Below are 21,774 nucleotides of genomic sequence, written 5' to 3'. Positions count from 1 at the left end.
AAATCAGTTGCCGTTAATTGGTACACTGCATGTACACGCTCTGCCCATATGGGTATTCGGACACTGGTACTAACATCGGCTCGCTTAATGACCAGACAGCGAACCCGTTTTCTTCGTTCACGGCGATAGAATTCACAGCCGGCACTAAGCCGCCATAATGAACTGCGACAAGAAAATTATTTCGGTGCCCACTGACTTGATAACGATCTGGCTTCTGATCGCCATTCTGAACTGTTAGAGTCTCGCCTTCAAGCCACAGCCTCAGTTTGTCTGTGCCCTTTTTAACATAAATGCTCAGTTTACTATGTTTGAAGTCTTCCATCTCGCGATCTTCCTTGAACAAGGCCGCCGAGGCTATGGCGAAGCATTTCACCGGCTTGCTCCAGTTCAGCGCCCGTTTCGTTGGCAACACAAACCGCGCGGTCGGTTCGTCTTTTTTGTCTTGCCCAAATGCGAAACCAGTTCCGACACTAAGAACAAGTATGATACTTAAAACTATCCGCTTCATGGGCGTTCTCCTTTTTATTCTATTTTTATTTTTCACGGTTTAACGTCTCAAATCATCCGGCGCTGTAAGCGATCGGCTGGATTTGCTTGTTAGACTGTCAACTCTTCAGCCCATAGATATCTTTGGGATTTCCTTCAAGATATCCGCGAATCAATTCTTGTGCTTCATTCAGGGATTGCTGAACTTCTTCTAATCTATCAGAATATGCTTGAAACGGATCGCTAATGATCTTGTCTTTTATTGCAGTAAGGAAGTCATGCTCAAAAGAATCCAATACTTTGTCTGCTAAATGAAGGCGCTCATAGACATTATGAACACAGTTACGCTGAGTGGGGCACAAGTGTTCGTACACCTCGCCAAAGAACTCCCTATAGGCAGTCGTAATTGCTGGGATTGACTGTGTGGGCAAATACTTATTCTGCTTCAGACGGTCGATCGCCTGCCTAGTGATGTCTTTCTTTTGGTCTATCTGGTAAAGCAGTGACTTAAGTTCAGTATCTATCACCGCTTTGAGTCGATGAATGCGCCACCGATAACGGATGTATCGTGCACCTTCCCCCAACGCGAAACCTATCACAACACCGACAAGTCCCCAAAAGGACGACGAAGTAAGTAGTCGATCCATCAATTATTTACCTCAGTCTAACAAGTTATTCTATAGTTTCCAGATAACTCCACAACTTATGGGATTCCTTCAGAGCGCTACAATGACAATCTGTTTTTTATTGACTTTATAACCTATGATCTCCTGACACCCCAGAGCCTATTTAATCATTGGAAATGATACATAATCTTTTGACAATTATTTCACAACTATTTATATCTTTCCGTATATCATGACATTGTTAAGGTTATTTAGGATTCGGAGGATATTTCATGCCGGCGATCCATTCCGCTCTTACGTGTTGCTATCTTTATAGTGGAAAGTCAAAAAAAAGCCCTGAGTTTAGTACATCATTTCATAAATGCACATACACTACTGTCATTTCGAGCAAAGCGAGAAATCTTAATGGGTATGCGATCTTAAAAGATATCTCCCCCTGGTCGATATGACACCGTATTTTTGAAATAATGCCCCTAGTCGGTAGTTACCTCTTCTACAAGCCCTGCTTTCTGCCCTGAGTCCTTGTGTCCGAAGTCGTAGTAGTGCCAGTATTGGACCAACACCGACATGGCTCGCGAGATGAGGCGTGGATTGATCTTCCACGCTGCTTTCAGAATATTCCAGAACATGGCCCGTACGGATGGAGGCGCCCGGAAAAGAAAATGCCGCAGGATTCTTAGTATGCGGAAGAATCTGTAAAAATCTTTCTTCTTTGTGGAATAGAGATCGGAGAAATAGCGCACATTTTCAAGCCATTGAATCATGCGCCGTTCAAAATGCTCGGGTTCATATAATTTTTTCAATAAATTCTTATGTCCCAGATAGAGTTCCTGCAGGGTCATTTGTTTTGGAGTGAAATTGGTAGTAAGGTGCCAGAATCCCCTGAAGTCTTCAATGAGACGGCCTTCCTTCTTCATCCTTTCGTACAGCGCAGTGTTTTTCGGTGCGTTGAGAACACTGATCGAGGCGATAGGGCTTGCCGTTTTTTCAAGGAACTCCTCGATTTCTCCAAATACGGCAGGGGTGTCATGATCGAATCCGACGATCATTCCGAGAAAAGGGACAATCCCATACCGTGAAATGCGGGGGATCACCTCGTAGGGATTATAGAGGGACATCTGTCCCTTATTGACTTCCTCAAGGCATTCCTTGCTGATCGTTTCGAGCCCGAGGAAAAGGACACTGAATCGCGCATCGGCGAGGAGCTTCAGGAGATCGTCTTCTGCACCGATCATCACGGTTGCCTGCGTGCTGAAGGAAAGGGGCCGATCAAGGGTTCTATTCCATGTGATAATTTCCTGTAAGAGGTCAGTGGTGAATTTTTTGTTAACAAGAAAATTGTCGTCGGAGAAAAATATGGTTTCAGCGCCGTATGCATGGGCATTTTTCACCTCGTACATAATTTGATCAATGGACTTGCTCCGGTACTTTCTTCCCATAATCCGTATAACGTCGCAGAAGTCGCAGTTATTTGGGCATCCGCGGCTCGTCTGCACCGAGAAATAGAGGTAGTCCTTTGCCGACAGGTACGATAGATCAGGCGCAGGGCTGTCTTTCATGTCAATAAATGCATCCTGTTTATAGACAGGATTGGCCGTGCCTGCCGTCCAGTCCCGCAAAAATTGAGGCCAGGTATATTCCGCCTCGCCGATAAAGAGAATATCCGCAATATCGGTTACTTTGCCGGGGTCAAGAGTAGCATACGTGCCGCCTACGACAACAGGTATGCCGCGCTCTCTGAATCGCGCGCTTATCGCTTGCATTCGCTCAAATTGAAGTGTGTAGCCGGTAATCCCAACGAGATCACATGATATGTTCCAATCGACAGGTGCAATATTTTCATCGCAGAAAATGTATTCGACAGGCACGTCATCAGGGGTCAGAGCAATTAAGGTGAGCAGGGCGGTATTGGGCATAAGTGTTTTATGCTTTCCCACAATGTCAAGGGCGCCCCGCATTGCCCAAAAATGTTCCGGAGTTTTGGGATTGATGAAGTATATTTTTCTTTTTTTCACGGTGCGATCATTGCTCATCAAGTCTCTGTCCTATAAAAGGTTCAAAATGGTACCATTCAAAGGGATGTTGACGAACCATTTCCAGAAGGCGGTCGGCATAGAGCTGCGCTGCCCTTCCAATAGCTTCCTGTCTGTCGTTACGGTCTTGTGCATGGACATATTGAGGCGGCAGGATTTGAAAGTGGTATTTCTGTTTCCCCGTTCGAAACGCGAAAAAAAGGTAAAGGGGCGTTCCGGAAAGCAGGGCAAATATGAAGGGAGTTTCCGGCAGGAATGCCTCATGCCCAAGGAATCGAACCGGCAGGGAACGCTGGTCTTTGCGCCATATGCGGTCGCCCGTCAGAGAAACCAATCCGCCTGCCTTCAGAAAGTTGATGCCTTCGATGATATCGGCAGGCGACACGGTATCCTCTTCCGCAACGATAATCTTAATGCCGCTCTGGACAAGGCTCTCCTTCTGCGTACGCTCAATCTGGTCCTTGTGTTTTTGACCCAGGTAAAGAAGCAGTTTCATCCCCTGATTGTTCCGGCCCCGAACTTTAAGCATATGAGCTGCAATTTCCCAGTTTCCCACATGGGACATAAGAATAATGCCGCCCGCCTTTCTATTTACGGCATCCTCAAGGAGTTCCCACCCCTCATGGGTGATGGCAACAGTATGTTCATCGAAGATGAGAAACCGGTCCATATAGACATTGACGAAATTGTGATATTGCCTCCATGCGCACCAGAGGTGATGCAACAGCCCCCTTGACGGAAAGAGCGCCCTGTAAAATCGAAGACTTATTGCCACCCTTCCCGGAAAAAGGAAAAAATATCCGGAGGCAATAAACCAGGCCATGAACCGAAACACCCACAGACCCATTCGATTTGAAAGGGTGATTAAAATCTGGTAGAAAGCATCCTTCATCCTGTCCTCATTTGATCATGCCTATGCAACCATGTCCTGAAAGCTCACCCTGGCGATAAACCACCACTCTTCCTTACCTGGTGCGCTTATTTCCGTGTGCGTAATGCTGAACCCCGCTTTGACTATGCTTGCCAGAATATCTTCCCTTGTACGGAAGTGCGGCGTCCCCTTTCGAACCTTGATCCGCGTCTCCTCGATCCATCGTGTCCAGGGAATTCGCTTATCAGAAGGCACCGTCGCCCTGATGATCAAAGAGCCTTCCGGGCGGAGCTTACTGCGGAGACGCTGCAGAGTCAGCATGAGTTCATCATCGTTGATCAGATGGATCATATCGAGGAGAAGCGCCGTATCGGCATCTCCCGTAAAATTCGGTATATCCGGGGCCTTCCCGATCTCAACGGCGCCTCTTGATCCAATCGCCCGCGACGCAAACCGGACACGCTTGCTATCCGGTTCGATCCCATAGACCCGCGCGTGAGGAAACAATTCGAGGAGCCAGACAGCCGGCACACCGTAACCGGTTCCTATATCTATGATAGTCTCCGGTTCTTTGACAAAATTGGCAATCTTCGGAAACATGGGATCAAGGATGATCTTGAAGCGGGCAAAGAGCCGCGGATAACTCTCCATATGCCGGTACCGCCCGATGGCGCGCTGAAAGTGCCTTTTCGAACCGGGCACGAACACCTCATCTATTGAAGGCACGGGGGCAAATATCCGTTTCAGGAGGGGCGGTGTAATCGTCACGGCGCCCAGAAAAGAATAGCCAATACCCAGGGCCAGGCCCAGTCCCGCACTTTTCAGCATGGCGTTGTCGGACAGGGCAAGGACGCCGAACCCCAGAAACGTCGTGGCAAATGAAAGGAAAACGGACAGGCGGATCAGTCCCAGGGATGGATTATATTCGTCGAGATAACGCTGATAGGAACGCACCAGATAGAGAGCGTAGTCCGTTCCCATCCCGATGACCACGACGGTTACCATAAGGGTCGGTATCGTAAGGGGCTGCTCCATAAGCTTCAATGTGCCGAGGGTGCAGACCAGGGCAAACAGTGTCGGCGCCATTCCGATCAAGGTCAACTTCCAGTCGAAAAAATACAAAAACGCGGTCAAAATCGTGATGATGCCCACGATAACCGCCATTTTGATGAAGGCGGACAGGAGGGTTGATTCAAGCCGATTGCCGAAAAGAGTCGGGTCAAACACCTTCGCCAGACCCGTTGCCGTGAAGCGCCGGTAAAAATCCTCTCCCTCATACGACGGTCCGGGCGTCAGGGTTGCAACATGTATCCAGGAAGACCGATCCTGATTCACCGAAATGCCGAGAAGTCCCGAAAACCTCTCCGGCATGTCCGTGCCTTGCATGTCCCGTTTATCCAGAGTCCTGTAAAACGGATCAAAAGCAGCCGGTGAAAAACCCAGTGGCCGCGACGCTTCTCCCATAGCCTTTCGGAGACCGGCAATCCGATCCCGATTCCAGAAGCCCTGCCATGCCGCTAAATTTCTTCTCGCCATTTCCTCGCCCGGAAATATCATGGAAGGAACGAATGCCTGGGAAAGCCTGTCTGACGTTACTTCCTGAGAGAGCATTTCGGCCAGACGGTCGCATTTTCTTTGCAGATCGTGCTGATCGCTTCCCTCCACCATGACATACACCTTGCTCATGATATCGCCCCATACATCCCGGACGATTTTCTCGGCGCTGAGTGTCTCCCGGCTGACCGCGTTCATGGAATTAAGATCGATATGAAATTCGGGCTTTGCGAAAAACAACATAAAAATCCCGAACGCCAATGCGGCATACATCTTCCATGTATGATCGGAAGAAGCGATTCTGTTGATGAAACGCTGCAGAGGAACAGTGGGGGTGCGTTTTGCGGGAGGCACCACGGGGAATATCAACGGGAAGAAGGTATGAACAAAAATGAACGTGAATATGACTCCCAGAGCGGCAAACTGGCCGATCTGCATCAGGGCGGGAAACCCGCTCACGGACAAAAACGCAAAGCTGACAGCCGTTGTCAGCATGGCAAGCAGACCTAAATTCCAGACCTCTTTCGTGGTTTCCATTCCTCGTGTTTCGTACGGACGGTCGAGAAAAAGAAGATAGGTGATGCCGTAATCAACGGTAAAGGAAATAATCGCCCCGCCAAAACCGATGGACATCATGGAAATGGAAGGGTGAAAAAGGGAATACACAAAAAGCGCCATCATGGTTCCGGCAAAGGCCGGCAGAAGGGATAAGAGACCGATCAGCGGTCTGGGAAAACCGACGAAAAGCAAGAGCGCGATGCCGACGGTTGAAAAAATGACCGCCCTTTTAACATTCCGCTTGGCGCTGAGCTCGTTATCGAGGGCCGCGCGGTATGCGCCAACAGGGGTCAGGGTAAATGGATTCTGCGGTCCATATTTTCCGTGCAGTTCTTCAGAGATATCTCCCAGCAGCGACGTGGCGCGCCTTGAAAATTGAGTATCCATGCCGGAGCTCAGAGGCGAGGCAATGATCAGAATGTGTTTCCCGTCCGATGAAACGAGATGACCGTTATGGATCCGGGCGCCTTTTACGGGTGAAAGGTGCGACAAACGCGACAGGACAAGACTTCGCAATGCAAGGGGGTCATCGGAGAGAAACGCCGTCTGGCCGATTCCTTGAAGGTTATGCAGGGAAGAAAAGTGGTCCGTCATGGTCTGTCGAACCTTTTCAGGCGCCAGGAGAGGTTTGATGTTTTCTTCGAGTTCCCTCTCATCGAAGAGGATGGGGAGATGATCGACAATATACTGCATCAGCTCCGGTATCCGCTGACCGATGTGACGGAATCCTACTTCCTTGAAGAGGCCGCTGTCGCGCATCCTCGCTTCAACCAGGTTTGCCCCTTCAACGAGAAGGTCCATATCCCCGCCGGGATGTTCCACATCGACGACCACCCGGTCATGAATCGGATGATGCATGATGACGTAACGGGCATCGGCCAAGACGGGATCGTTCTGGGGGAGGGATGTCAGGATATCGGTATCGAATTGAAGGCGGTATATGCCGAGCGTAAAAAGCCCAATGACAACTAAAATCACGATGATCACAATGGACCATCTCAGGAAGTATTTGCGCATGTTCGTCCCATCCCTCCCACCAGGGGAGGGAAGCTTAAGGAGTTTAAAACAATGACATTGAATGCTATTTTCCCCGCGTAAAGGGCAATACACATAATCTCGTGAAAATCAAACGGCTGAATGTACCCGTATTCCTGCAAAAATCGACAAAGCCGCGATAGTGGGACACCCTCTCATCATCTGGTTCATATATCACCCGAACGGGCGTCTCCCGAACGGGTATTCCCTGCCATTTCGCCTTCACCAGAATTTCAACCTCAAACTGGAAACGCCGCGCCCTCACATTGAGACGCATGGCTTCCGGCAGAGGATACAGCCTGAATCCGCTTTGCGTGTCCCCGATGTTCGGACCTCCGGATGCCCGCACCCAGAAGTTTGAAAAAACCCTGCCGAAACGGCTCGTCCACGGCACATGCCGATGATCCATTCCCTCCCGCATTCCGACGATGATGGGTCTCTCGCCAGGGGGGACGTCCCTGATCAGATCCCAGGCATTTTCGGGATGATGCTGTCCGTCGGCATCCATGGTGACGACCCAGTCTGCTTCCGGGAGAGCTGCTGCAAAACCGGTCAGAATGGCAGCCCCTTTGCCTTTATTGATGCCGTGACGGATTATGGTGATGGACGATATATCCTTTATCCGGTCATAGGTGGAATCCGTTGATCCGTCGTCGACAACAAACAGGGGCAGATGAAGCTTCAGGGCTTCCCTGACCACCTGTGCAACCTTTCCCTCATGATTGTATACGGGAATCACGACAGCAACACGGTCTTTATCCATTGAGATATTAATTTCTTTCCCTGAATATTCTGACCGCTTCGGGAATCGTGTCCGGCTGTTCCATAAGCGTGATCAGTTCATAAAATTTTGTATCCTCATGCAAAAGTTCCAGCGGGAGATCCACATGGAAAGTATCATGCAAAATAATCTGTAAATTGACAGCAGCCATGGAATCCCAGTCGGGAATTTCGCTCAGTTTTGTCTCCGGGGTAATCACTATATCGCCGATTTCGAAAAAATTATCCACAAGAACGGCTTTCATTTTCTGCCAAACGTCATTCATTCCGTACTCCTCATTTCATATGCGTATCAGATTCGCTCCCCAGGAAAGCCCGCCACCGAAGGCAACCGTAACAACGAGATCTCCTTTTTCAATGACGTCCATGGAAATCGCCTCATCGAGCGCAATCAGAACGGAAGCGCCCGCTGTATTGCCGTAGGAGGAGAGGTTCATAAAGAACCGATCTGTGGACACACCGAGTATATTTGCGATTGTGTGAATGATATTCACATTCGCCTGATGACAGATGAAACACTTGATATCGCTGATGGATACGTCCGCCTCCTTCAGAAGCTGAAGAATGATTTCAGAACCTTTATCCACGGCAAAGTTGAATACATCGATGCCTTTCATTGTGAAGAACGCCAGCCTGTCATTTGTCATTTTTGCATAGGGCAGCATCGTCCCTCCCGCGGGAACGCTGATGGTATCGCTGCCGCTCCCGTCCGTCCTCAAACAGGAATGCAGAACCCCTTCGGTAGAGTCGTTTCCGGCTTGAAACAGAACAGCCCCGGAACCGTCTCCGAAAAAAGGATACGAAGAAAAATCCTTTCGGTTCATGATCTTGGAATAGACCTCCGAAGCGATCAAAAGAATATTTTCACAAAATCCCGATTTAATGAGGGCGTCCGCAATGGCTATACCGAAAGTGCTCCCTGAACAGACCGAATTGATATCGAAGGCAAAGGCATTTTTCGCGCCGATGATATGCTGCACCCGTGTTGCCGTAGCGGGTTGCATACGATCCGGAGAGGAGGTGGCAAGCAGAATCCCTTCAACCTTTTCCGGGGAATAGTTGATAGCATCAAGACACTTCATTGCCGCACGCACCGCCAGATCCGACGTGCATTCGGTATCGGAGGCCATCCTTCGGTAAAATACGCCGGTCTTCTCGCCGATCAGACGAATCGCATCCCGTGGAAATTGTGTCAGATTTTCATTGCTGACGACTGTTTCCGGCAAGTAGCTGCCCGTCGAAACAATAACCGAATTTCGCATTTTAATAACCTACCTACCTCACATTATAATCAAAACCCCAGGGCATTCCTGATTTCATCCGGGATGGTGAACAGGATTTCCATCTCCGGAGCTTTCACGGCAACCTGTTCCGTCCTGCCGCGGGTACATATTCTTCCGTCGACCTTCAGTTTGATTTCGAAGTCCACGACGATTTTCGACCTTCCCTCTACCACAGTGGCCTTACAGATAAACTCATCCCCGTTCCTCAGGGGATAGATATGTTTTGTGGATGTTTTGATGATGGGAAAAAGATACTGTGTCCTCGTATAAAACTCATAGAGGTCAATGCCCAATTGGGCAAAAAGGGCCACCCTGGCATCCTCAAAGTACAGGAAATAATTACCGTGCCACACGATCTGCATGGGGTCGAGGTCATAAAACGGCACCTTGTGTATAATCTCGCAACTATGATGATGAGTCTGGATCATGTAGCCTATCCTTCCGTAACGATTAGAAGTTCTCCCCATTTCTCGTCAGCGAACCGCTGGGGAGACGTGAGTATAGGAAGAAGGCGATTGTGTGTCAAGAGGAAAGGCGTACTGAGAAGTCAGGGGACGCCATACCGATAGAAAAGCTTAAATAACTGATATGGTGTCCATAAAATAATAAGCGAAGTCATGAAATCCCGAATGCCGCTTAGGATCAACAGGGTGAGAGTATTTTTGGTTCATCCGTTTAATGCGTACTTCTCTTCCTGTACTGTTGATTTCTTCAATTTATCCATCTGTGCAACCTTTCAATCGGTAATAAACATGCTTCATGCTCAAAAAGGATGGACGCCTCATTATAACTCTCTCTCAATCATCGATACCGCACCCCATATGTTGTGGTCAAACTCCTCTTGACACACAAAACCCTTCTTCATATACTCCCACCGTGAAAAAGCAATGCCTTATCAATTTTAAAGTTATGAAAGAGATGTGATGAAAAAGAGAATGTGCGGATGTTTGTTTGTGGTTATATTTGCATTCTTTTTAAATGGGTGTGCGAGTTCTACAACTATTAAAACATTGCCAGACGGCGTGAAGGTCTCAGTGGGAGCAGGCAATTTATTGGGTGTTACTCCGTATTACTATTGGGATCGGAATTTTTCTTGGGAAACAGTAGTGTTGGTTCTGGAGAAAGAGGGATATAAAAGCCAACAAGTAACAATTAAAAAAGACTGCTATATCCGCCATGGTGTCGTCGTTCAGCGATTTGTTACACGTCCGGTATTTGTCGGGCCATGGACGCTTGGGTATCAGCCAGAGTACTTATTCGAAATGGAAAAGTTGCCTGTATCAAAATAAAGGGGATTGATGAAATATGGATGTAACACAAATAGTCAACAAGAGAAAAGAGCCATATGACGTCTATATTGGGAGAGGGTCGATATTTGAGAATCCTTTCCATATTGGTCAAGACGGGAGCAGAGAAGAAGTTATTATTTCATAGATCCTACCCAAAACATAGGCAAAGGCATGAAAAGGCTACTGTATTCTTCTGATTAAGTACAACTATGTATATCTTACTGAAAGCGTTCATCAACAATACCTGATATTCATAGTAGATTTCTAACGTTAATTTTGATAGAAGAAAACCTGACGGACTGTGAATGCCAAATGCAGTTCAGAACCCTTTTAACATTTTCGAGGGGTATCATGGACATATTAAAAAAGCCCGTTTCTCAAAAGAGAGAGGGGTTTTATGTTTTTGAACGGTTAAACGCGAACAAGGTGGGGTCATAAAAATAAAAAAAGAGGGCAGATGAAAGAGAGAGAGGGGACTTTGCAATGAAGAGGTATTGTAAAATACGTAATATGCAAACAATGATCGTTCATTTATCCACAATCATGCTTATATTGCTTCCTTCCGTCGTTTTTGCACAGGAACCAATAGCGAGGACACTAAAAGGTTACTTTGTCATGGGAGGTGGAGGTGGGGGGGACTCAAAATCTTCCAATATGCGTATTGAAGGAGGATCTTACACGACGACACAGGCTGTAAATATTTTATTTGGCCTTGGTATACCATTTACGCTTAATAGAGATGATACCCCTTCAAGTTTGCACGATTATCCTTGTCCCCATAGTGACTTTACAGACTTAGGCAATAGACAAAAAGGGGAAGAAATTGGACTGTATGGAAAATTTGGAATTGCACCAATAAAAAATACCGGGTTTTTTATATTTGGAATGGGTGGATTTACGTGGGGTGAAGAGATACAACTGACTCAATCGAATGTTACAAGACGGTATTATACGGAATCAGAAACAACCAAGACATATGGACTTTTTGGAGGGGGCATTGGCTATTTCCCAATGCAGGGGCATTTTACAGCACAGGTACAATATGATAATCGCATGGGCGTTACCGGAAGTCTTGGATTCGCTTGGTAATATAAAAGTATTAGAAATATTGAGGAAATATTGTTGATGCCGCTAAAAGTAGCTTTGGAAAGACAGGAAGGGAGTGTGTGAAATGCAACTTAAAGAAGAGGGATCGACCCTGGTAGAAAGACATCTGTGAACAAGTCCGTTCTACCGAATCGCCCAGAAATTGGGCTCCCGGTGAACTTCGTATTGTGACCAATCATTCCAATCGCAAATCCTCAGAACATTTTGCTCCCCATCTGTGTGGCTTTGTAGGTAAAGTCAGTCAAGGCTCAATTTAACAGATTATCAACTCATGAGTACGCATGGACCGGATGAACCGTATTTTTGTTACAATTCTTTTGACACACAGGGACATTTTACTTACACTGGGCCCATGAAAAAAGGGATTTCCGGCAAAAGACGTGTTGTACTTGTCCATCCGCGTGGATTTAACTGGTTTCCCGGTCATCGTGATATTACCGATATTGCCAATCGCATGGTTCCTCAGGGGCTGCTTTCCATTGCTTCTTATCTATTAACACAGGGGCATGACGTTATTGTTTACGATTGCCTTGGCCCAGGTGTTTCCTTTGAACTTAACACTCAGGTTAAGGCGATTCTGGATTATCAGCCGCAGATTGTCGGATTTTCGGCGACAACATCTTCATTTCCTGACGCCGCGGATATCGCGAAAAAGATCAAGGAACACTCCGCGCACATAACAACCGTTTGCGGAGGCGTGCATGTATCCGCTTTGGAAGGCGAACTGCTGTATGCTTATCCGGCCTTTGACTTTCTTTGCGCGGGCGAAGGCGAACACACGATGGCGGAGCTTGCCGAAGGCATTGACCCCGCGGAAATTAAAGGATTGATGTGGCGTCAGGATTCCCAGGTACTTACCAATCAGCCACGCCCCCAGATAGCCGATTTGGACAATCTTCCCTTTCCCGCTTATGAAAAGCTCAAAGGATTTCCCGGCGATTATCATCTGCCTTTGTTCAGCTATATCAATACGCCCGGGGCGACAATGATTACGTCACGGGGCTGCATGTATCAATGCTCTTACTGTGATCGTTCCGTTTTCAAAAAGGGATTCCGTTATAACTCGGCTTCTTATATTTACGAACACATGAAATATTTGAGGACAGGATTTCATGTGCGGCATATCAATATTTATGATGACTTGTTTACAGCGGACCGAGCGCGTATTGTTGAACTCTGCGAAAAACTTGCTCGTCATCCGTTGGGCATTAACTTCAACTGTGCTGTGAGGGTGGGCTATACGGATGATGAATTGCTCACAATGCTTAAGGATGCGGGTTGCCTTATGGTTTCTCTGGGCATAGAATCGGCGGACCCGCAAATGCTGGCAAGGCACAAATCGGGGGTTTCGCTCGATGAGGTGCGTGATACCGTACAACGTATCCAGGCCGCAGGGCTGCGGGCAAAGGGGCTCTTTATGATGGGTTTACCGGGAGAGACGGAAGAATCGATCCGACGGACTTCCGATTTTATTATTTCATTGGGGCTGGACGACATGAATATGTCCAAATTCACTCCCTTTCCCGGTGCTCCGCTCTGGTCAACCATCAGGGAAGAAGGAGCTTTTCATGAAGATTGGCGGCTGATGAATTGCCTGAATTTTGTTTTTGTCCCCAGAGGGATCGCATCAAAAGAGAGGTTGGATCTGCTTTACAATGAGCACGTGAAACGCTTTTATTCCGATCCTGAATGGCGCAGGAAATTCCGGCATCGTCTTTGGCAACATCATAGAAGTCTTCTGTATTTAATTCGTCATTTGCCTTCATTCTGGTCGGCAAAGCGCCGGTTTGAGCCCGGCAATTAAAAATTTGAGGTATATATGCGCATTTATAGGGGATTGATGGTAGTTTCAATGATCTTGGGGTTTTTATTACCTCCAAGCGCTTTCTGTGCGGAAAAACCTCTCTGGGAATTGGGTGCGGGAGTGGCGCTTCTCCGAATGCCGGATTACCGTGGTTCTGACGAAAGCAGACTTTATTTGCTGCCCTATCCGTATATTATCTACCGCGGCGATATTTTTAAAGTCGATAGGGAGCGCATTTCGGGACGCATTTTTAAAACCGACAGACTTCTGTTGGATATCAGCCTTTTCGGTAGCGTGCCTGTTGATAGTTCTAAAAATACTGCCCGCAGCGGCATGCCGGATCTGGATCCTACTTTCGAAATAGGCCCTTCTCTCAATATAAAGCTTCTGGAAAACAAGCAGGATCGTTATAAATTGAATCTCGCCTTGCCGGTGCGCGCCGTTTTTTCGACGGATTTTTCATCGGTGCGTCGTGAAGGCTGGGTAGTTAATCCGAGACTGAATTTCGAAAAAGACGATATAATTCCCGATACCGGTTTGAATTTGGGAATATCAGCCGGGCCGATGTTTGCCAATAGCGATTACCATCGTTATTATTATACGGTCGAACCGGTTTATGCCACCGCATCGCGTCCTTCTTATTCTGCCGGAGGCGGATACAGTGGCTCCGCAATCACCGTCGGTTTGAATAAAGCATTTAAGCAACTTATCTTTAATGCTTTTGTCAGCATGGATTTTCTCCAAGGAAGCGTGTATGAAGACTCTCCTTTAGTAAAAACTAAAAATTCCGTCATGTGTGGATTGACCGTGTCCTGGATTTTCCTTAAATCAGAAAAACTTGTGACAACAGAAAAATAATATCAATTACACAATATCTAAAAGCGAAAAATAATTTGACAACAGAGTGACTTTTCATTAGATTACAAAACACATAAAACCATGTTATCCAGTGGGGTCTTTCATGTATAAGTTTCGGATACCGCTAATTATTATCTTTGCTCTTCTCCTGACCCTTCAAGGGTATTCCGCCCAAGTCCCCCTGAGCCGATGGGTGTCGCTCCGCTCCGATGCCAGGGAACAAGTCAAAGAGATCATCCGCTCCGAAGTGGACAGCAGGGAAGGCTTCTCCATATCCCAGGAAGAAAAGGCGAATCTGAACGCCGTGGAAGATGAAAAGGAGACGGAAGATTCGGGATATAAGAAAGCCATCTCAGATGTAAACAAGGAGTTTATCCGGGCTAAAAAACGGCGTGATGACGTCACGACACAGTTCCAGGCAGTCTCAACGGAACTGGAGGATCAGCAGAAAAACATCAAAACGATAAGATCTGGCATCGAAAATCTGGACAGCCAGATCGCCCGCTACAGCCAGGATATCCAAGCCCAGCAGGAAGCCCTTAAGAAATGGCTCCAGACGGAAAAACAGGGGGAGGCGCTCGTGGCTGTGGTCTATACCCTGGGATTTAAGGACAAGAAGCACACCCTGGATAGTTTAGCAGATCGTGTCTCGGCCCCTCTCATGGCCCAGTACATGGGCACCTATATCCAGTCATTTACAAAGGTCATCGAATCCGTCCTTTCCGTTGATTTCATCCGTGCCATCGAGGAGGGAACAGCCAAGTGGAACAATGAGGAACCCATGCGGATCGAACTGGAAAAGGGGAACAAGGGTACAACATATATGCGTCTGAAACGCTATGAACTGTACCCCTTCCAGGCTCCAAAAAGTGGGCATGTCAGGTCCGGGTCCGGCTCAAGAAATATACAAGCTGTTGTCATTGCTACCAGGAAAGAACTGGATGACTTTCTTTCGCAGAACGGTTATTCCTCAGCTAATTTTGATTTGAACCGGGCCTACAGTATGATCAAAGAGACTACGCAGATGAACGCTGCCGCCGGAGATGGTCTCCAGGAGCAGGTCCGCTCGTTCCAGGACAGGATAACTTCCCTGCAGGAAAAGGTTGCGTCTGCCCGGTCGGATAAAGAAACTCAATCATCCCTCCTGAGAAAGAAAGAGGAACAGTCCAAGAAGGCAGCGCAGGATACGGTTGCCGTAGAATCGAAGAAGGAAACGGCGGATCGGACCTTCCAGGATGCCCAGAAAGCCCGTAATGAAATCCGGCGCGTCCGGGAAACCATTATCATCAAGACCGCCCTGGCCACTGCTCGTGGTTCCCAGAGCCCCGCTGAGGCTTCCGCAGAGGCAATTATCGACAAGCTGGCGGAAGTGAAGAACGATGCGAAGACGCAGCACTCCAGTTCCACTACGGAGGTGACCAATTTCCAGGTAACGTCGGAATCTTCCATGCAGGCCGTCACAGACGCCCGTATAACCTCCGTCCGCTTGATATCTTTCATCAACGAGGGGGACAGCGTCCGGGTGAAAATGGCCTTCCGGGTGAGGACCGTTCTGGATGAGACAGGCGAGGAAGGGACGAAGGAAACGCCGAAGCCGACAAAGAAAACCCCTGCCGATAAGAAGAAGTTGGCTCGTTTCACCCCTCCGGCGGATGAGGATGACAGCAAAACCTCCAGGGCGCCGGAACCGGAAAAGGTTGTCCCGGCCAGGGAGCCGGTGAAACGGAACCCCAAAGCCATAGGGACTGCCAATACGCAGGACGTCATGTTCGAGGTAATCAGTGTCAAGTCATCGGGCGATGAGATCACTGTTTTAGTGGAAGTGACGAACATGACGGAGGACGCCACCCGGTATGTAGCCATATACGACGAAGCCTATCGCTGGGCGAAATCGAGGCTGACGGACGCTGCTGACAAAGAACATGAAGTCTCGCAGGTTGTGTTCTGGAATGGAGAAGAGAAGATCTCCATGTACAGCGCAGGGAATCGTGGAGTACCGATAGACGCGAGAATGATGCAGACGGCGCAACTCATATTCAAGAAAGTCCCTTCTAATATGAAAACGATCAAGAAACTGACGCTCCATCCCTTCGTCTATTGGCGCAAGGCTAAGGTTTTCTGGACCTGGCAGGAGCAGGATCTGGTATTCAAGACTCTTCGCGTAAGCCGGTAGATACCCTCGCATTTCAGAGAGAAAAGCCTGATTCTATGATTCGTAAAGCCGCCGAACGCCTTGCCCAAACGAAATTCATTCGGGAGGCCCTGGAGGACCCGGTTGACCTGAAGGATATCTGGAAGCAACCCTCGGCCCGAATGATCATCGGGCTTTGCCTTGTCGCATTCAGTTACATCATCGGATGGCCAGCTGTGGCGGCCCTGGGCATCCTGTCGGTCTATTTCCGGGAACCTCTGATTGTCGCCATTGGTGGACCGGTTACCTACGGCTTTTCCCACCTGGTCTTTCTCTTCGGTGCCTGGCTTGCCGGAGCCAAATACGCGCGGCCCCTGATGAGGTACGCCATAAAAGCACTCTTTAAGAAAATTCTTCGCCGTAATACGGCAGCATCCCCACCCCCCGGTGCGAGCAGTACCGGAGGCAACCATTCCTGATACTGAGTAATCGACCGCTTAACTTCTCAATTTTGTGGATACTTTCTTTTAAAAAGAAAAGACTGTCCCAATGTTCAGTCCATACTGGTGTGTTCTGCTTGCTGGTTCATAGGCGATGTGACGACTACCGTTATATGTATATTCTACGTAATCACTTTGACCGATTTCACTGTATTCATACCAAGGTTTGATGACAGCCGACCAGAATTGGGAGAACTTGTACCTGAAAGGGATTTCTGCATACCACCCGGTTCTGTTTCCCAATTTGAACTCAGGATCGTCATTGGCAGAGTTTAGTTCAGAGAAGTATGCTGTCATCTTGCCATAAAACATTATACGAAGACCGACATTGGGTTCAATGACCAGCCTTTCACCGATGTTAAAATCAGCCCCGATACCTACGGGAATGTAATGCCAGTAATACTTTTCATTATAAGAGGTGTAGGTCGCCGTGATTTTTTCCTGTCCTCGGGACCAGTATCGATAACCATATCCTGCATACGGCTTGATGGAAATATTTTTTGTAATGGCTATATTGTAACCTATGTTCCATTCCCCTCGAAAAAGAAACTGATAATTGTCTTCTGAGAATTTTATCGGTGTCCCGGCTTGGGTAGTCCCGTCGTATTCGACATCTCCGAAGGAGAATTCAAAAAATATCTTTGAGTAGACATCACTTTTTTTATTATAGTTCCATCCCAGATAGAAACCAGGCAACCACCCGTTTTCAGTGCTCTTATAGGGAGCAGCCAGGTCTTCTTTATAGTCGAATTTGTGATACATTAAGCCGAATTCAAAGCTCTGATTTGCAAAAATATTCCGAACTTCGGATTTTTCTTCACTCTTGAAGAAATCCCTGTTCTCGGGTTCCGTTATTTTTTCATTCACCACAGGACCGCTTATCTGCATATCAGCAGCTATGGAAAAAACAGGCGAAACGAAAAAGAGCAAACTGATTACGACACAAGCAACCTTTGTCTTCATAAAACAAATCTCCTTAGTCTTATTTACAGAATGACAGTAACGCCTTCATCTTTTGTAAACGTGCTGCGGGACTGAATAGTATGCTTTGTAACCATGTGATTTTGATTCATCCTCGTATTCACTTTACTGTAACCACCGGACAATGGGCTTCGAGAATCACATACTGGGCGTTAGAGCCAAAGATGAATTTATCGACTTTTGATTTTTTTTCAATACCGACAATAATTTCGTCAATCTCATTTTCTTTTGCAAATTGAACAAGGTCTTCTCCAGGCGACAGTCCGCGAATCAGCAGGTGAATCTTGCAGGGCACACTATCCTTATCAAAAAAAGTCTTGATACCTTCCAGATCGCTTTCGGTCCTTTCGATATCTTCCAATTGCCTCTCGGTACCCTTTACCATGGAGGTCAGCACATATACTTCTGCGCCAAAGGCTTTTGCGTGTTTTCTTGCTAAATCCAAAGCATTCTGTGCCGCACTGGATCCGTCATATCCTACCAATATCTTCATAGCGATCTCCTTTCTTAAAAAGGTCCAAGAGTGCAAACACTTAGATTACTGTTTCTCTATTACCTAAGCCGGCCGTTTATATCTATCTTGTTAGGTGAATTTGTTAGCATATTCAACCATTTTATGCAATTGTTTCATCGCAAAAAATTTCAGGTGATAGTTCTTGATACTATCGCAAAAAGTTAATGCATGGAGAAAAACCCAATCCCAGGTTGATTTATCAAATGCCTTTTGGTATTTTACCGGCGCACTTATCTTAATTATCATGGCAGGGAAAAGGTCTTAGCAAAAAATGGCAGACAGGATTGAAATAGGATTCAAGGAAGGGATAAGAGACGCCCTCGGCGAAAAGATTAAAAAAAGAATTGTCGAACATTTGCACATCAATGTTGATTCAGTGAAAACCATCGAAGTCCATACCATTGATGGAAACCTGACACGCGAGGAGCTGGAAATCGTTGCCGGCGGCCCTCTTTCCGATTCGATCATCCAGAATTTTGCAATTAACACCGGCCTGGCTGACCGATTCGACTGGATGATTGAAGTGGGTTTCAGGCCCGGTGTCACCGATAACGTCGGAAAAACTGCCAGGGAGTCTATCGAATTGCTCTTAAGGAGAGTATCGGACCGGCTTTCCGGGGTATACACATCAAGGCAATATGTGATTGAAGGGCCGATCAGGAGGGAAGACGCAGAAAGAATCGCTTCGAGCCTCTTGGCCAATGATCTCATCGAGCGATACGTGATCGTTGATGGAAAGTCATGGGACAGGAAGAAGGGGATGCCTTCCTCTGTGCCGCGTGTTATCGGTGAAAACCACCTGACTGTTGAAGAAATCGATCTTGATGTCAGCGAAGAGATGCTGCTTAAAAAGAGCAACGAGCGTGTCCTGGCCCTGAATTTAGATGAGATGAAGGCTCTCCGGAATTATCTGAGAAATGAGGCGATTCTTGATGAGAGGAGAAAGGTGGGCCTTGGTGAAACAATGACCGATGCCGAACTGGAATGTCTTGCCCAGACATGGTCCGAGCACTGCAAACACAAAATATTCAACGCCAGGATTATTTACGAAGACGAACGTGGTATATTTCAGGAAATCGATTCCCTTTTTGACAGCTTCATCAGGAGATCCACGAAGGAGATCAGGGAACATCTGGGAAAGGATGACTGGTGCCTGTCCGTTTTTGTCGACAATGCCGGAATAATAAAATTCAATGATGACTACAATCTGGTTTTCAAGGTAGAGACGCACAATTCTCCTTCGGCTCTTGACCCCTATGGCGGCGCCCTTACGGGAATTGTCGGGGTCAACAGGGATCCTTTCGGCACGGGCAGAGGCGCGAAACTGATCTTCAACACAGACGTCTTCTGTTTTGCACCGCCCACGTATGATAAACCACTCCCGAAACGGATCCTCCACCCGAGACGCATCTATGAAGGGGTTCGGGAAGGTGTTGAGCATGGTGGGAATAAGAGCGGTATCCCCACAATTAACGGGTGCATTGTATTCGATGAGCGATTTCTGGGGAAACCTCTTGTGTACTGTGGGACGGGGGGGATCATGCCTTCCTTTGTCCATGGTGAGCCTGCGCATACGAAAGAAATTCACCCCGGGGATGCTGTTGTTATGGCCGGGGGTAGAATCGGGAAGGATGGGATTCACGGGGCGACATTTTCTTCCGAGGAACTTCATGAGGGTTCCCCCGTGACGGCTGTACAGATCGGTGATCCCATCACTCAGAAAAAGATGACCGATTTTCTTCTGATTGCGAGAGACCGCGGCATCTATCGGTGTATTACCGATAACGGTGCGGGCGGCCTTTCTTCCTCTGTAGGCGAGACTGCCCGCTTATCCGGTGGATGTAAAATCGATCTGAAGAAGGCTCCCTTGAAGTATGCCGGCTTGAACCCCTGGGAGATTCTCATCTCCGAATCCCAGGAGAGGATGACGCTGGCGGTAGCTCCGGAAAAAGTCGATGCATTTCTTGAGCTTGCACGGAAGATGGATGTGGAGGCGACCGTTGTCGGCAAATACACGGATTCTGGAATGTTCCATGTTCTCTATGGGGACCAAACGGTTGCCTATCTGGAGATGGATTTCCTCCACAGCGGAGTTCCCCAGATGCAGTTGCGTGCAAAGTGGTTACCCCCTTTGCATCCGGAGCCGGATTTTCCTGAACCTGCCGATATGGGGCAGGCCTTGAAAAACATGCTATCCAGGATGAATATCTGCAGCAAGGAGGCCGTCGTACGACAGTACGATCATGAGGTCCAGGGAGGCAGCGTTATTAAGCCGCTGGTCGGTATTGCCAATGACGGACCCAGTGATGCCGCGGTTATCCGGCCCATCCTTACTTCCTTTGAAGGTGTTGTTGTGGCGAACGGTATCTGCCCCCGTTACAGTGATATTGATACGTACCACATGGCTGCATGTGCTATTGACGAGGCTATAAGGAATGCAATAGCTGTGGGGGGAAGCCTTGACCGGATGGCCGGGCTGGATAACTTCTGCTGGTGCGATCCGGTCCAGTCGGAAAAGACCCCCGACGGCGAGTATAAACTGGCGCAACTCGTCCGGGCGAACAAGGCCCTTTATTTTTATACGAGGGCTTTCGGTGTTCCCTGCATTTCGGGAAAGGACAGTATGAAAAATGACTATCACATCGGAAACGTGAAAATATCGATCCCGCCGACTCTCCTGTTTTCTACCATTGGAAAAATCGAGGATGTGCGGCAAGCGGTCACGATGGATGCGAAGCGCCCCGGTGATTTAGTCTATATCGTCGGTGAGACCTATCCTGAATTAGGTGGTTCCGAATGGTACGCCATGCATGGCTACATTGGGAATGAGGTTCCAAGGGTCAACGCGGAAAAAGCGAAAGCGCTGTATATCGCGTTGAGCGGAGCCATTCAGAAAGGCCTTGTGGCTTCCTGTCATGACTGTTCTGATGGAGGAGTTGGTGTTGCCCTTGCCGAGACAGCGTTTGCAGGCGGGTTGGGCATGCTGGTCAACCTTGACCTCGTCCCATCTCCCGGCGTCGATCGTGACGATACACTCCTTTTTTCGGAGTCACAGAGCAGATTTGTTGTCACGATTTCTCCCGCTGTAAAAGAGCCGTTCGAAGAAATAATGAAGGGAATGAGCATCAGTCAGGTGGGAACAGTTCTTGAGGAAGGGCTATTGAAAATAAATGGAATCAGGGGAAACAGTATCGTCGAGGAAGATATCGACGAATTAAAAGCGGTGTGGCAAAAGCCGCTGGACTTTTAATGTTGCTTCATCTTGGAAAAGTTGCCTGTATCTTCAGGATTTGAGGAGCCAAGGAGTCAAGGATTCGAGCGAGATGTTGAAAAAGGACAAGGATTGAAAGGTTGGAAAATAAAC

General features: G+C 47.8%; 18 protein-coding genes. 7 read left to right on the top strand and 11 right to left on the bottom strand.

Features of this window, described 5'->3' with window-relative positions; all coding sequences use genetic code 11:
* Window positions 1-13 precede the first annotated feature (13 nt).
* The 9 genes from NTW12_06125 to NTW12_06085 form a co-directional block, all read right to left on the bottom strand.
* Window positions 14-508 (bottom strand): hypothetical protein, encoded by a 495-nt coding sequence (locus tag NTW12_06125; protein ID MCX5845920.1) that lies wholly within the window; start codon window positions 506-508, stop codon window positions 14-16.
* Window positions 509-605: 97 nt separating this feature from the next.
* The gene (locus NTW12_06120) at window positions 606-1,133 is read right to left on the bottom strand and encodes a hypothetical protein (protein ID MCX5845919.1); all 528 of its coding nucleotides are present in this window, start codon (window positions 1,131-1,133) and stop codon (window positions 606-608) included.
* 452 nt (window positions 1,134-1,585) lie between these two features.
* The gene (locus tag NTW12_06115) at window positions 1,586-3,145 is read right to left on the bottom strand and encodes a radical SAM protein (protein MCX5845918.1); all 1,560 of its coding nucleotides are present in this window, start codon (window positions 3,143-3,145) and stop codon (window positions 1,586-1,588) included.
* Window positions 3,135-4,037 (bottom strand): lysophospholipid acyltransferase family protein, encoded by a 903-nt coding sequence (locus NTW12_06110; protein ID MCX5845917.1) that lies wholly within the window; start codon window positions 4,035-4,037, stop codon window positions 3,135-3,137. The genes NTW12_06115 and NTW12_06110 overlap by 11 nt, the downstream gene beginning before the upstream one ends.
* Window positions 4,038-4,058: 21 nt before the next feature.
* Window positions 4,059-7,145, bottom strand: coding sequence for an MMPL family transporter (locus NTW12_06105; protein MCX5845916.1), 3,087 nt, complete (start codon window positions 7,143-7,145; stop codon window positions 4,059-4,061).
* A 64-nt stretch (window positions 7,146-7,209) separates the two neighbouring features.
* Window positions 7,210-7,926, bottom strand: a complete 717-nt coding sequence (locus NTW12_06100; GenBank protein ID MCX5845915.1) for a glycosyltransferase family 2 protein — start codon at window positions 7,924-7,926, stop codon at window positions 7,210-7,212.
* 7 nt (window positions 7,927-7,933) lie between these two features.
* On the bottom strand, window positions 7,934-8,209 hold the full coding sequence (locus tag NTW12_06095; GenBank protein ID MCX5845914.1) for a hypothetical protein: 276 nt from the start codon (window positions 8,207-8,209) through the stop codon (window positions 7,934-7,936).
* Between the two features lie 15 nt (window positions 8,210-8,224).
* Window positions 8,225-9,205: a ketoacyl-ACP synthase III gene (locus NTW12_06090; protein MCX5845913.1), complete on the bottom strand. Its 981-nt coding sequence runs from the start codon at window positions 9,203-9,205 to the stop codon at window positions 8,225-8,227.
* A 29-nt stretch (window positions 9,206-9,234) separates the two neighbouring features.
* Window positions 9,235-9,654, bottom strand: coding sequence for a thioesterase family protein (locus NTW12_06085; GenBank protein MCX5845912.1), 420 nt, complete (start codon window positions 9,652-9,654; stop codon window positions 9,235-9,237).
* A gap of 495 nt (window positions 9,655-10,149) precedes the next feature.
* Between NTW12_06085 and NTW12_06080 the strand changes: the two genes are divergently transcribed.
* From NTW12_06080 to NTW12_06055, 6 genes are all read left to right on the top strand, one after another.
* Entirely contained in the window at window positions 10,150-10,515 is a 366-nt protein-coding gene (locus tag NTW12_06080) for a hypothetical protein (GenBank protein MCX5845911.1), read from the top strand.
* Between the two features lie 483 nt (window positions 10,516-10,998).
* Window positions 10,999-11,604, top strand: a complete 606-nt coding sequence (locus NTW12_06075) for a hypothetical protein (protein MCX5845910.1) — start codon at window positions 10,999-11,001, stop codon at window positions 11,602-11,604.
* A 370-nt stretch (window positions 11,605-11,974) separates the two neighbouring features.
* Entirely contained in the window at window positions 11,975-13,426 is a 1,452-nt protein-coding gene (locus NTW12_06070) for a radical SAM protein (GenBank protein ID MCX5845909.1), read from the top strand.
* A gap of 48 nt (window positions 13,427-13,474) precedes the next feature.
* Window positions 13,475-14,284, top strand: coding sequence for a MipA/OmpV family protein (locus NTW12_06065; protein ID MCX5845908.1), 810 nt, complete (start codon window positions 13,475-13,477; stop codon window positions 14,282-14,284).
* Between the two features lie 103 nt (window positions 14,285-14,387).
* Window positions 14,388-16,457, top strand: coding sequence for a hypothetical protein (locus NTW12_06060; GenBank protein MCX5845907.1), 2,070 nt, complete (start codon window positions 14,388-14,390; stop codon window positions 16,455-16,457).
* 35 nt (window positions 16,458-16,492) lie between these two features.
* Window positions 16,493-16,894 carry a hypothetical protein gene (locus tag NTW12_06055; GenBank protein MCX5845906.1) on the top strand — a complete coding sequence of 134 codons (402 nt, stop codon included), beginning with the start codon at window positions 16,493-16,495 and terminating at the stop codon, window positions 16,892-16,894.
* 48 nt (window positions 16,895-16,942) lie between these two features.
* On the opposite strand, the gene NTW12_06050 is transcribed toward NTW12_06055, so the two are convergent.
* Together NTW12_06050 and NTW12_06045 are read right to left on the bottom strand one after the other, a co-directional pair.
* Complete coding sequence (locus NTW12_06050) at window positions 16,943-17,878, bottom strand: autotransporter domain-containing protein (protein MCX5845905.1); 936 nt, start codon at window positions 17,876-17,878, stop codon at window positions 16,943-16,945.
* A gap of 118 nt (window positions 17,879-17,996) precedes the next feature.
* Window positions 17,997-18,389, bottom strand: coding sequence for a universal stress protein (locus NTW12_06045; protein ID MCX5845904.1), 393 nt, complete (start codon window positions 18,387-18,389; stop codon window positions 17,997-17,999).
* 292 nt (window positions 18,390-18,681) lie between these two features.
* On the opposite strand from NTW12_06045, the gene NTW12_06040 reads away from it, so the two are divergent.
* Complete coding sequence (locus NTW12_06040; protein MCX5845903.1) at window positions 18,682-21,660, top strand: AIR synthase-related protein; 2,979 nt, start codon at window positions 18,682-18,684, stop codon at window positions 21,658-21,660.
* The last annotated feature ends 114 nt before the right edge of the window (window positions 21,661-21,774 follow it).

This window comes from Deltaproteobacteria bacterium, assembly GCA_026388545.1.
Classification (GTDB): Bacteria; Desulfobacterota; Syntrophia; order Syntrophales; family UBA2185; genus JAPLJS01.
The sequence above is the reverse complement of the archived record's forward strand: the minus strand, read 5'-3'. Positions and strand labels throughout refer to the sequence as shown.